The organism is Halomonas sp. I1 (assembly GCF_032334135.1).
Lineage (GTDB): Bacteria > Pseudomonadota > Gammaproteobacteria > Pseudomonadales > Halomonadaceae > Halomonas.
On the sequence record NZ_JAVXUS010000002.1, the window covers coordinates 539,800 to 552,754 of the forward strand.

A 12,955-nucleotide genomic window follows, 5' to 3' on the forward strand; every position below is an offset into this window, starting at 1 on the left:
CGTATTGCCGAGTGTAGGCATTTTGTAGACACCCTCTCAGGGGGATTCGCGAATCACATCGGTACCTTCGGGCAACTCGAGTGAAAAACGGGAATCCGCCACGTCGACGTTCTGCTGTGCATCATCGAATTCGATGGCGGTGCGCTGGCCCGTGCTGTCGGTCATCTGCAGCCGGCCGAGCGTCTCGCCGTAGAAGGTCATCTTCAAGGACTCGAACAGGGTATCGGCGTCCCGCGGCGTCAGGGTGAAAGTCTCCGCGGTCCCCTGCTGGGCGCGGGTCACTTCGTAACTCTCGGTGAGGTCACCGGTACTGCCGGACAGCAACAGTGCCGGCGTATGGGTCACCCGTTCATCGAGCGCCTGGACCGTGGCCTGTTGCAGGTCCGGATCGTAGAGCGTGACCTCGTCACCATCCGATACCACGATCTGCTCGTAGGGCGCATCCACCTCCCAACGGAAGCGCCCCGGACGCGCCAGCCACATTCTCCCGCTCGCTTCCTGGAGTCGCTGCCCCCCGCTGTCGAGAATCTCCTGGTCGAAATCGGCCACATAGGTCTTGACCGGCTCGAGCATGCGCGTCAGCCGCTCAGCCCCCTCGTCGGCCACCGCCGAAAGCGGTGCCAGGACCAGCAGGGCGCTGGCGGCGAGGCGTTTTTTCACTGTCATATCATCGTCTCCCTGAAAGGGTCCTTGGTGGCATCCTGTGGCATTCGGACCCCGGTGGCCCGGGCGAGTTGCACACCCGCCCGACCTTGCATGGTGCTTGCACGATGGCACTCAATCGCCGACGGGGGGCGGCGCCAGCACCTCGCGGGCGCCGTTGGTCCCCATGGTCGAGACCACGCCGGCCGACTCCATGGCCTCGACCAGCCGTGCGGCACGGTTGTAGCCAATCTTGAAGCGGCGCTGAACCGCCGAGATCGAGGCCCGCCGACTCTCGGTCACGAACTGCACCGCCTCGTCGTAGAGGGCATCCTGCTCGGCATCGCCGCTATCGCCACCGCCCTCGGCCTCCAGCCCGGCCAGGGCATCGGCAGACACGCCACCGGACAGGATCTCGTCGATATACTCTGGCTCACCGCGCCGCTTCCAGTCCTCGACCACCCGGTGCACCTCGTCGTCGTCGACGAAAGCACCGTGCACCCGGGTGGGCATACCGGCGCCAGCGGGCAGATAGAGCATGTCACCATGCCCCAGCAGATTCTCGGCACCGCCCTGATCAAGGATGGTGCGCGAATCGACCCGGGACGAGACCTGGAAGGCCATGCGAGTGGGAATGTTGGCCTTGATCAAGCCGGTCACCACGTCCACCGAAGGACGCTGGGTCGCCAGGATCAGGTGAATGCCGGCGGCCCTGGCCTTCTGGGCCAGACGCGCGATCAGCTCTTCGACCTTCTTGCCGACGATCATGAACATGTCGGCGAATTCGTCGATCACCACCACGATGTAGGGCAGTTTCTCGAGCACCGGCGGTGCCTGATGCATTTCCCAGGGCTGCGGCTCCCACAGAGGATCGGCAACCTGGGCGCCGGCCCGCCCCGCTTCGTCGAGCTTCTCGTTGAAGCCGGCGATATTACGCACCCCCATCGCGGCCATCAGCTTGTAGCGACGCTCCATCTCGGCCACACACCAGCGCAGTGCGTTGGCGGCTTCCTTCATGTCGGTGACCACAGGCGCCAGCAGGTGCGGAATACCGTCGTAGACCGACAGCTCCAGCATCTTGGGATCGACCATGATCATACGCAGCTCGTCCGGCTGGGCCTTGAGCAGCATGGAGATCAACATGGCGTTGACCCCCACCGACTTGCCCGACCCCGTCGTCCCGGCCACCAGCAGGTGCGGCATCTTGCCGAGATTGGCCACCACGGCCGCCCCTCCGATGTCCTGGCCCAGTGCCACGGTCAATGCCGAGGCTTCGTGCTGATAGCGATCGGAGTCGATCACCTCACGCAGCCGGATCATGGCACGGTGGGGATTGGGAATCTCGATACCCACGGTAGGCCGCCCGGGAATCACTTCCACCACCCGAACACTCTTGACCATCAGCGAGCGCGCCAGGTCCTTGGCCAGGTTGCTGATCTTGGAAACCTTCACCCCCGCCGCCGGCTTGATCTCGAAACGCGTGATCACCGGCCCCGGCCAGGTATCGACCACCTCGGCCTTGACACCATACTCGCGCAATCGCGTCTCGAGCAGCTCGGCCATCTCGGTCAACTGCTCGTCGGTGTAATTGGGCTGGTGCGGTTCCGGTGGCGTCAGCAGTCGCAGGCTCGGCAGCTCGCCATCCGGCTCGGAGAACTCTTCGAACGATGGACGCTGATTCTGCAGGTGCTCCACGGTCCAGAGGGCAGGGCCCTCATCGTCGGCGGCATCCCGAGCCTGATCGGCGGTAGCGACCCGCGGCGTCTCATCATCAGCCTCGCCGAATGCCGTGGCCGCTCCCTCTCCTTCCATCGTCGACGCCGTCGGCGATGGAGGCTCGACCGCTTCGGTCGCTCTGGGCTCACCGGCAAAGGGCCCGCCGGTTTCTTCCCTTGGCTCGTCGGGCGCCACCGGCTTCGATACCACCGATTCCCGGGGCGTCCCGACCGGGCGCGATGCCATTTCATCGTCTTCCGGCCTGTTCCCGGAAGGCGATGCGTCGGGGGACGGCCGTATGCCGGGCGGAATCTCGTCGTCATCCGGCAATATCGGCTCTGGCACAGTCTCGGGGACCCGGCGCGACGCCGGTGTTTCAGGCGGTGACGTGGGCTCGCTCACCGCGTCATCCCCCGCTCCGGCCCCCGAGGGCGCCTCTTCCCTGGACGAGACCGGCGCTGCAGCAGGAGTCGGCTCGTCGGACGGTGGTGCAACGAATGCCGACGCCCGGGGTGACGGACGCTCACTAGGCTCACGCTCGGCCGTCGGCGTCGACAGCGACGAATTGCCTGGCGACAGCGACAGGGTCGGCTCCTTCGGCCCCTCGGCTGCCCGAGCGGTATACGCCGCCTCGGGGCGCTTGGCCGAGGGCGTACGATCGGGCACCTCCCAGGGAATCTCGGTCTTGCCGTCATCGCCGAAGCCCGGGTCGCGGCGGCCCGCACCTGCCAGTACCGGTGACTCACCGCTGTCGAGTCCCGGCACCAGGCGCCGCCACCAGGTCCCGCGCTGTGATGACTCGTTCTCTTCTTCCGTCGCTTCCGCCGCCTCGCGCTTCGTCGTCTCTCCCTTCGTCGTCTCTCCCTTCGTCGCCACTTCGGTCTCGGACGACGGCGAGTGCAGACTGTCGGCTCGACGCGTCTCGGGCGCGGCACTTTCGGTATCAGGGGCCTCGCGCTTCAGGGCGAACCGACTCGCAGCCCAACGCCACAGGACCACGGCGCGCAGCCCCAGTTCGTCCATGATGGTCAACCAGGACAGGCCCGTGAACAGGGGTACCCCGCACAGCATGGCGGCCAATGCCAGCAACGAGGTCCCGCCACTGCCCAGCATGGGCCGCAAGGCACCGACCAATCCTTCTCCGAGAATTCCTCCCGCCGCATAGGGCAAGGGACTGTCGGGACGATAGAAGTGCAAGGCGCCCAGTGTCGTGGTGCCCAGCAGCAGCAGCAACAGCCCGCCACAGCGAACGGCCAGCAAGGTGGCATCCCATTCGAAATTCACCTGTCGCGAACGCATCAACCACCAGGCGGCAAACCCGAGCATGGCGGGCCACCACAAGGCACTGGCACCAAACAAGGAATACAGCACATCGGAAAGCCAGGCTCCGAAGGCCCCCATCCAATTGGCGACCTCCGTCTCCGGCCCACTTCGCGACCACCCAGGATCGCCGGCATCGAAACTGAACAAGGCCAGCAGCAGAAACACACAGGCTGCCAGCAGCAGGATCACCACGCCCTCGCGCGCCGACCCCTGCAGACGCAGACCGAAGCGCCTGGCCGTTTCCTTGGCATTCGCCGCACGACCGTGCGACGCGGACTTCTTCTTGGCAGTCAAGCGGCCATCCCCTTGCGCCACATGGCGTCTTCCAGATTCCATAAAGGCCAATCATACCGAGCCTGGCCCCACCGTCACAGGGGCCCGAGGCCAATGCCGCAGGCCTGTCGACGGATCAGCCCGAGCGACACCGCTTGACGGCGATAGCCCCGCACCGGGGCTTCGATGGCTTGAGTGGCGCCCCGGAGCCCGTCACACTATATCGCCCCAACGCAAGGAACGACCCCGCATGCTCCCCTGGCTGCCCGAGCGTCCCATCGACTTCCCTCCGGTCGACACCGCCCTGGATGATCCCGGCGGTCTATTGGCCGCAGGTGGCGACCTGAGTCCGGCCTGGCTGCTGGCCGCCTATCGACGCGGCATCTTTCCCTGGTACAGCGAGGGCCAGCCAGTCCTGTGGTGGAGCCCGGACCCTCGCATGGTGCTCGTGCCCGGGGAGGTCCGGGTACGCCGCAGTCTTGCCAAGCGTCTGCGCAATGGCGGTTTCCGCGTCACGGCCGACACTGCTTTCGATGCCGTGGTCAGTGCCTGCGCGGCCCCCCGTCGTGACCAACCCGGGACCTGGATCACCGACGAGATGCATGCGGCCTATGGTCGTCTCCACGATCTCGGGGCGGCACATTCAGTGGAAGTCTGGCGCGATGGCGTCCTGGTCGGCGGCCTCTACGGTATCGCCCTGGGCCCCGTCTTCTTCGGCGAGTCGATGTTCTCCCGCGTGGCCGATGCCTCCAAGATCGCCCTGGTGACGCTGGCCAGGAGCATGGCCCGTGAAGACGGACGCCTCATCGACTGCCAGATGCATACTGCCCACCTGGCCAGCCTGGGCGCCCGGGATATCGCCCGGGCCGAATTCATCGGCTATCTTGAACAGTGGCTGGGTGATATGCCGGATGGCGAGCAGCTGCTGGAACCGAATGCCATCACCCTACCGACCTGGTCGTTCACACGGCTCGGCGAGACACCATGACGGAGCCACGGACGAGAGGAGACGGCAGCCTTGAGCAGTAATACTCCGCGGCAGCCGATACGCGACCTGCGGTTTTTTCTGACCGTGCCGCACTCATGCAGTTATCTGGAAGGTCGCGAGGCGACCACGCTGTTTCTCGACCCCCAGCAATCCCCAGGGGGCGGCGTCTATGATGCCCTGACGCTGCTTGGATTCCGGCGCAGCGGCCATCACCTCTACCGGCCCCACTGCGAGGGATGCCGCGCCTGTATCTCGGTGCGCATTCCGGTGGACGACTTTGTGCCGAACCGTACCCAGCGCAAGCTCGTGCACCGCAATGCCGATTTGACCGAACACGTGCGCCCCGCCGTCTTCGATGCCGAACACTACTCGCTCTATGCCCATTACATTCGCACCCGACACAGCGACGGCGACATGTATCCGCCCAGCTATGATCAATACCGCACTTTCCTGACCCTGGACCAGGATTACGCCAAGCTGCTCGAATTGCGACTCGGCGATCGGCTGCTGGCAGTCTCCGCCTTCGACCAGCTCGAGAACGGCCTGTCGGCGATCTACACCTTCTTCGACCCCGCCAGCCAGTTCGAACGCCGCTCCCTCGGCACCTATGCGGTCCTCAGCCTGGTCGAGCGCGCCCGTCAGCTCGGGCTCCCCCACGTCTACCTGGGATACTGGATCCAGGAATGCCGCAAGATGGCCTACAAGCAGAACTTCCGGCCCCTGGAGCAGCTCGACGGCCGGCACTGGCGACGCCTTATCCTCGATTGAGCGGCCGCACCTTTTGCCTTGACGGGCGGCATGCGGCACAATATCGCGCTATCCTTATCGGCATGGCCGGCATTTTGCCGAGTATCGTGCCGCTTGTTTGTTCGTCATCACCAGCGAGGAATCGCCTATATGGCACGCGAAGACCATATCGAAATGGAAGGCGTCGTCGTCGATACCCTTCCCAACACCATGTTCCGGGTCGAACTCGAGAACGGACACGTGGTGACCGCTCACATCTCGGGCAAGATGCGCAAGAACTATATCCGCATCCTGACCGGCGACAAGGTCAAGGTCGAGCTGACCCCTTATGACCTGTCCAAGGGGCGTATCGTCTACCGCTCCCGCTGAGGAACTCCCCGGGCCAACCCTGGCACCCATGCGCTCGCCGGTCGGCAGCCCTTCTTCTGCCGGCCCTTGTCGATGCCTTGGAAAGAACGACGCCCCGGAAAGAAAGACGCCCCGTCCGAAGACAGGGCGTGGGTGGGGTCACGGGAACGGGTGACGCGCCACTTCAGGGCGCGTCGGCCAACTCCGACTCCGATGCCAGGTGCAGTTCGTCGTCCTCGACACTGACATGCACCACACCACCGTGTTCGGCCAGCTCCCCGAACAGGATCAACTCGGCCAACGGCTTCTTGAGCTTTTCCTGGATCAAGCGTGCCATCGGGCGTGCGCCCATGTCCGGGTCATAGCCGCGTTCGGCCAGCCAATCGCGAGCCGCCTCGTCCACCTCGAGCTGCACGCGCTTCTCGTCCAGCTGGGCCTGAAGTTCGACCAGGAACTTGTCCACCACATTGCGCACCACCTCGGTGGGCAGGGAGTGGAACTGGATAATGCCATCCAGGCGATTGCGGAACTCCGGCGTAAAGGTCTTGCGGATCTCTTCCATGGCATCGGTGGAATGATCCTGAACCTGAAAGCCGATGGAGCGACGCGTCGTCAGTTCGACGCCGGCATTCGAGGTCATGATCAGGATCACGTGACGGAAATCCGCCTCGCGACCGTTGTTGTCGGTCAGCTTGCCATGATCCATGACCTGCAACAGCAGGTTGAAGACCTCGGGATGCGCCTTTTCAATCTCGTCGAGCAGCAGCACGCAGTGGGGCTGCTTGGTGATCGCCTCGGTCAACAGACCGCCCTGGTCATAGCCGACATAGCCCGGGGGTGCGCCGATGAGCCGCGACACGGTGTGGCGCTCCATGTACTCGGACATGTCGAAGCGCACCAGGTCGATGCCCATGATGTGGGCCAGCTGGCGGGCCACCTCGGTCTTGCCGACCCCGGTGGGCCCGGCAAACAGGAAGCTGCCCACCGGCTTGTCCGGTGACTTGAGCCCGGCCCGCGACAGCTTGATCGCTGCCGACAGGCTGTCGATGGCCTCGTTCTGACCGAACACCAGCATCTTGAGGTCACGATCGAGGTTCTCGAGCAGCTTGCGATCCGAGCTGGAGACACTCTTCGGCGGAATCCGCGCAATGGAAGCCACCACCGCCTCGACCTGGTCCACGTCGATGCAATCGACCCGCACTTCCGGCGGCAACAGGCGCTGGTGTGCGCCCGCCTCGTCGATGACATCGATGGCCTTGTCCGGCAGGAAACGGTCATTGATGTAACGGTCCGCCAGTCGCGCGGCCGTCTCGAGCGCCTCGTCGGTGTACTTGAGCTGATGGTGCTCCTCGAAGCGGGAACGCAGCCCCTTGAGAATCCGCACGGTGTCATCCACCGACGGCGCCATGACATCGACCTTCTGGAAGCGGCGCGCCAACGCCCGGTCCTTCTCGAAGATGCCCCGGAACTCCTGGAAGGTGGTGGACCCGATGCAGCGCAGCTCTCCCGAAGAAAGCAGCGGCTTGAGCAGGTTGGAGGCGTCCATCACGCCCCCCGACGCTGCACCGGCGCCGATCACCGTATGGATCTCGTCGATGAACAGGATGGAGTTGGGCTGCTTGCGCAGCTCGGCCAGCAACCCCTTGAGACGCTTCTCGAAGTCGCCTCGATACTTGGTGCCGGCGAGCAGCGCGCCCATGTCCAGTGAGTAGACCACGGCATCACCGATCACGTCGGGCACGTCTTCCTCGACGATGCGCTTGGCCAGCCCCTCGGCGATGGCGGTCTTGCCGACACCGGCCTCGCCCACCAGCAGGGGGTTGTTCTTGCGCCGACGCGCCAGGATCTGCACGACCCGCTCGAGCTCGTGATCACGACCGATCAACGGGTCGATCTTGCCGATGCGCGCCTGCTCGTTGAGGTTGGTGGCATAGCCGGTCAACGGGTTGCTGCTGGACTCGCTGCCGGCCTCTTCGGCTTCCTCGGCATCGGGCGACGGCGAGGATGACGCATTGTCGTCATGGCCGGAAACCTTGGAGATGCCATGGGCGATATAGTTGACCGCATCCACCCGAGCCACGTTCTGCTGCTTGAGAAAGTAGACCGCCTGGCTCTCCTGCTCCGAGAAGATCGCCACCAGCACATTGGCACCGGTCACCTCGCTCTTGCCGGAGGACTGCACATGAAAGACGGCACGCTGCAGCACTCGCTGGAAGCCGAGTGTCGGCTGCGTCTCGCGATCCCCCTGGTCTTCGGGGATCAGCGGCGTGGTGGAATTGATGAAGTCCTGCAGGTCGGACCGCAACTTGTCGATATTGGCCCCGCAGGCCTTGAGCACATCCGCCGCGGAGGCGTTATCCAGCAGAGCCAGCAGCAGGTGCTCCACGGTCATGAACTCGTGACGCTTGGAACGCGCCACGGTAAAGGCCGTGTTGAGGGTCAGTTCAAGTTCTTTGCTCAGCATGGCAGTCCCCTTCTCGCCGCGTAGGGCTTGCGTCGGATCTTTCTCGGTCCGGCATCATCAACATCGGGTACAAATGGCAACGTTGCAAGTGAGGCCACCAACGTTATTTCGCCATCCGCCCCTGGACCATGCCGATGCTCAATCGTCCGTCGCCTCGATGTCGCACAGCAACGGATGCTGGCACTCTCGTGCATATTGATTGACTTGATGGCTTTTGGTTTCCGCGATATCCCGGGTAAAGATGCCACAGGTGGCCTTGCCCTGGGTATGTACCGCCAGCATGACCTGCACCGCCGTCTCGCTGTCCATGTGGAAGAAGGTCTGCAGCACCTCTACAACGAACTCCATGGGGGTGAAGTCATCATTATGCAAGACCACCTTGTACATCGGAGGACGCGCCAGCTCCGGCTCGGACGACTGCACCGCAACATCGCCGTCGCCCTCCTCATCCGGCTCCGAGGGCCGCGTCATCCCCGCTCGATACGGGACCAGGCGGTCCGTCATCCAACTCTCCTCTCTATTGAACATAAGCACCACTTCGCTTCTCGACAAGCCGCCGGCGACGCTCCTCGACGGACATTGGACGTCATCGGCGCACGCGGGTTCATCGCGGGCTTCTCACCCTGCTATAACGCCGTGCGGCCCTCAATGCAACGGCCCCGCCATTGAATCAGGCGGGGCCTCGGTACCGATGACTAGAGCCGGGCTGGATCAGCGCCTGGCCACCAGTTCCAGAGCGGCATTGAGGGTTTTGCTGGGGCGCATCACGGTATCCGCCAGCTTGCCATCGGCATGATAATAGCCGCCGATATCCATCGACCGCCCCTGCACGCCATTCAGTTCCTCGACGATGGTCGCTTCCTTGCCTTTCAGTTCCTCGGCCAGCTTGCCGAACAACGCCTTGAGCTCGGCATCCTCGTCCTGGGCCGCCAGCGCCTCTGCCCAGTACATGGCCAGGTAGAAGTGACTGCCGCGGTTGTCGAGCTCACCGACCTTGCGTGACGGCGACTTGTTGCTGTCCAGGAACTTGCCGTTGGCCTCGTCCAGCGCCTTGGCCAGCACTCGGGCACGGGCATTGTCGAAGGTCTTGCCCAGATGCTCCAGAGAGGCGGCCAGGGCCAGGAATTCACCCAGAGAATCCCAGCGCAGGTGATTCTCCTCGAGGAGCTGCTGGACGTGCTTGGGGGCGCTGCCGCCGGCACCGGTCTCGAACAGGCCCCCACCGTTCATCAGAGGAACGATGGAGAGCATCTTGGCACTGGTGCCCAGTTCCATGATCGGAAACAGGTCGGTCAGATAATCGCGCAGCACGTTGCCCGTCACCGAGATGGTGTCCTCGCCCTGGCGAATACGCGCCAGCGAGAACTGCATCGCTTCCATCGGCGCCATGATACGAATATCGAGGCCACCAGTGTCGTGATCCTGGAGATAGGTCTCGACCTTCTTGATCAACTGGGCATCGTGGGCACGCTCGGCATCGAGCCAGAAGACTGCCGGAGCACCGCTCTCGCGGGCGCGGGTCACGGCCAGCTTGACCCAGTCCCTGATCGGCGCGTCCTTGGTCTGGCACATGCGCCAGATGTCGCCCTGCTCCACCGCGTGCTCGAACAGCAGCTCGCCGGCCTCATCGGTCACGCGCACGGTGCCGTCGGCCGGGATCTGGAAGGTCTTGTCATGGGAGCCGTACTCCTCGGCCTTCTGGGCCATCAGGCCAACATTGGGCACACTGCCCATGGTGGTCGGGTCGAAGGCGCCATGCTGCTTGCAGTCATCGATGGTGGCCTGGTAGATGCCCGCATAGCAGCGATCCGGAATGACCGCCTTGGCGTCGTGCAGGGCGTCATCGGCCCCCCACATCTTGCCGGAGTCACGGATCATCGCCGGCATGGAGGCATCGATGATCACGTCACTGGGCACGTGCAGGTTGGTGATGCCCTTGTAGGAATCGACCATGGCCAGGCTCGGACGCTCGGCGTAGAGCGCCTCGATGTCGGCCTCGATCTCGGCCTGCTTGCCGGCCGGCAGCTTGGCGATGGTGGCATAGAGATCGCCGATGCCGTTGCTGGCATCGAAACCGACCTCTTCCAGGACATCGGCATGCTTGTCGAGCACGTCACGGTAGAACTCGTTGACCACCATGCCGAACATGATCGGGTCGGAGACCTTCATCATGGTCGCCTTGAGGTGCAGGGAGAACAGTACATCCTGCTGCTTGGCGTCAGCGATCTGCTCGGCCACGAAGGCGGAGAGGGCCTTGCGGCTCATCACTGCCCCATCGACGACCTCGCCGGCCAGTACCGGCGTCTGCTCCTTGAGCACAGTGATGTTGCCATCCTGGCCGACCAGCTCGATCTTGACCGTGCCATCGGCGGCGACCAGGGCCGACTTCTCGCTGCCATAGAAGTCCCCTTCGCTCATGTGCGCGACATGAGAGCGCGAATCGGCCTGCCACTCCCCCATGCGATGAGGATACTTGCGGGCGTAATTCTTGACCGAGCGCGGCGCACGACGGTCGCTGTTGCCTTCGCGCAGCACCGGGTTGACCGCACTCCCCTTGACGCGATCATAACGGGCCTTGATGTCGCGCTCGCTTTCGTTGCTCGGCTCGTCCGGATAGTCGGGAAGCGAATACCCCTGACCCTGGAGCTCCTTGATGGCCGCCTTGAGCTGCGGCACCGAAGCACTGATGTTGGGCAGCTTGATAATGTTGGCTTCCGGTGTCTTGGCCAGATCACCCAGTTCGGCCAGGTGATCGCCCAGTTGCTGCGCTTCCGAGAGGGTGTCGGGGAATTGCGAGATGATACGCCCGGCCAGGGAGATATCACGGGTCTCGACGGTGATGCCGGCGGAATCGGTATAGGCATCGATGATCGGCAGCAGGGAGTGGGTCGCCAGGGCCGGCGCTTCGTCGGTCAGCGTATAGATAATCTTCGGCGTTTTGGACATGTTGGCGTAGATCTCTCTGGTCACTGCGGTGCATGAAACGGGATCGGTAGCGCTCGCTCACGATGTCTGGACGACAGGGACCATGGTGAGAACAGCCCAGCACAGCAGTCGCAACGAGGCATCGGCCACCCCTCCGGGGCTGGTCACGCCAGATCCAGAAATGACGAGGGCGCTCCGGCGAGCGAGGCGCAGTATACCAGCCTGCCGTCGGCAACGCATGAACCCGTGGTCGGGTGTCATGATGCGAGGATCCCTGCCATCCCGACGCCGAGGCCGGTAAGATACCCCCATGAGCCGCCTATACCTCTTTCACAAGCCTTATCGCGTCCTCTCGCAGTTCACCGACCGTGGCGATGCGACGGGCCGACGCCGCGCCACCCTGGCAGACTACCTCGACGTGCCGGGCATCTACCCGGCCGGCCGGCTCGATCACGACTCCGAAGGGCTGTTACTGTTATCCGACGATGGCGATCTGATTCACCGCATCAGCCACCCGAAACACAAGCAGCCCAAGACCTACTGGGTCCAGGTCGAACGTCATCCGGATGATGCGGCCCTCGCGGCGTTGCGCGATGGCATTGAACTCAAGGACGGGCGTACCCGTCCCGCACGGGTACGCCGGCTGGATAGCGTTTCTCTGCCCGACCGCCAGCCACCGGTGGACCCGCAACGCCACCCCGTCACCCAATGGCTGGAGCTCATCATCACCGAAGGACGCAACCGCCAGGTCCGCCGCATGACCGCGCATGTCGGGCACCCCACCCTGCGATTGGTGCGGATGGCCATCGGCCCCTGGTCACTCGACGGTCTCGCGCCGGGGCAATGGCGCCACGAGACGCTCAACGCGCCACGCAGCAAGCCCCGACGCCGCTCTAGCACGAGGAGGCGCCCATGAGTCGCTGGCACCCTTTCGTCAGCGTGGCCACCGTGGTGGAACGCGCCGGCTGCTACCTGATGGTCGAAGAGGATCGCGGTGGTCCGCAATCCCTTTTCAATCAACCCGCCGGGCACCTGGAGCCCGGCGAGCGCATCCGCGACGGCGCCCTGCGCGAGCTGCGCGAGGAAACCGCCTGGCAGGTAGGCATCACCGACTACCTGGGGCTCTACGTCTACCAGGCATCCGATGGCAAGACCTTTCACAGCCACGGCTTCCACGGCATGGCACTCGCCCACCTCGGCAACGAACTGGACCCGGCCATCCGGGCGGTTCACTGGCTGTCGCTGGAAGAACTGGAAGCCCTCGAGCGAGAAGGCCGCATGCGCAGCCCCCTGGTCATGAAACGCATCCGCGACGCCATCGCCCAACGCTTCTACCCCATGGACGTGATCCACGAGCGCTAGCCGCGCTTCGCTCGAAGCTCGAAACCCAAAGCATACGAGCGGCGAGCGGCGAGATACGAACCCCGAAAACCCAGCTCGTGGCTCGTGGCTCGTGGCTCGAAGCTCGAAGCTCGAAGCTCGAAGCTAGGATAAGGTATAATCCTGCTCCATTTGCGACCCATTCAACC

At 64.1% G+C, this 12,955-nt stretch carries 10 protein-coding genes; 5 read left to right on the forward strand and 5 right to left on the reverse strand.

Translation table 11 applies throughout. The annotated features are described in order from the left end of the window. Positions 1-36: 36 nt before the first annotated feature. Positions 37-666, reverse strand: a complete 630-nt coding sequence (lolA, locus tag RSO41_RS05440; protein ID WP_315618048.1) for an outer membrane lipoprotein chaperone LolA — start codon at positions 664-666, stop codon at positions 37-39. A gap of 111 nt (positions 667-777) precedes the next feature. After that, positions 778-3,975: a DNA translocase FtsK gene (locus RSO41_RS05445; protein ID WP_315618049.1), complete on the reverse strand. Its 3,198-nt coding sequence runs from the start codon at positions 3,973-3,975 to the stop codon at positions 778-780. Positions 3,976-4,204: 229 nt separating this feature from the next. On the opposite strand from RSO41_RS05445, the gene aat reads away from it, so the two are divergent. The 3 genes from aat to infA all read left to right on the forward strand — a co-directional run bounded on the left by aat (position 4,205) and on the right by infA (position 6,058). Next, entirely contained in the window at positions 4,205-4,942 is a 738-nt protein-coding gene (aat, locus tag RSO41_RS05450; RefSeq protein ID WP_315618050.1) for a leucyl/phenylalanyl-tRNA--protein transferase, read from the forward strand. 30 nt (positions 4,943-4,972) lie between these two features. After that, a complete protein-coding gene (locus RSO41_RS05455) occupies positions 4,973-5,710 on the forward strand; it encodes an arginyltransferase (protein WP_315618051.1) in 738 nt (245 codons plus the stop codon). Positions 5,711-5,839: 129 nt separating this feature from the next. Beyond that, positions 5,840-6,058, forward strand: coding sequence for a translation initiation factor IF-1 (gene infA, locus RSO41_RS05460; protein ID WP_013332816.1), 219 nt, complete (start codon positions 5,840-5,842; stop codon positions 6,056-6,058). Positions 6,059-6,221: 163 nt separating this feature from the next. Here the strand turns inward: infA and clpA are convergent, their stop codons facing one another. The 3 genes from clpA to RSO41_RS05475 form a co-directional block, all read right to left on the reverse strand. Then, a complete protein-coding gene (gene clpA, locus RSO41_RS05465) occupies positions 6,222-8,501 on the reverse strand; it encodes an ATP-dependent Clp protease ATP-binding subunit ClpA (RefSeq protein WP_315618052.1) in 2,280 nt (759 codons plus the stop codon). Between the two features lie 138 nt (positions 8,502-8,639). Next, complete coding sequence (gene clpS / locus RSO41_RS05470) at positions 8,640-9,005, reverse strand: ATP-dependent Clp protease adapter ClpS (protein WP_315618053.1); 366 nt, start codon at positions 9,003-9,005, stop codon at positions 8,640-8,642. A gap of 207 nt (positions 9,006-9,212) precedes the next feature. After that, complete coding sequence (locus tag RSO41_RS05475; RefSeq protein WP_315618054.1) at positions 9,213-11,447, reverse strand: NADP-dependent isocitrate dehydrogenase; 2,235 nt, start codon at positions 11,445-11,447, stop codon at positions 9,213-9,215. Between the two features lie 289 nt (positions 11,448-11,736). On the opposite strand from RSO41_RS05475, the gene RSO41_RS05480 reads away from it, so the two are divergent. Continuing rightward, a complete protein-coding gene (locus RSO41_RS05480) occupies positions 11,737-12,342 on the forward strand; it encodes a pseudouridine synthase (protein ID WP_315618055.1) in 606 nt (201 codons plus the stop codon). Beyond that, a complete protein-coding gene (locus RSO41_RS05485; protein ID WP_315618056.1) occupies positions 12,339-12,788 on the forward strand; it encodes an NUDIX domain-containing protein in 450 nt (149 codons plus the stop codon). The genes RSO41_RS05480 and RSO41_RS05485 overlap by 4 nt, the downstream gene beginning before the upstream one ends. Positions 12,789-12,955: the final 167 nt, after the last annotated feature.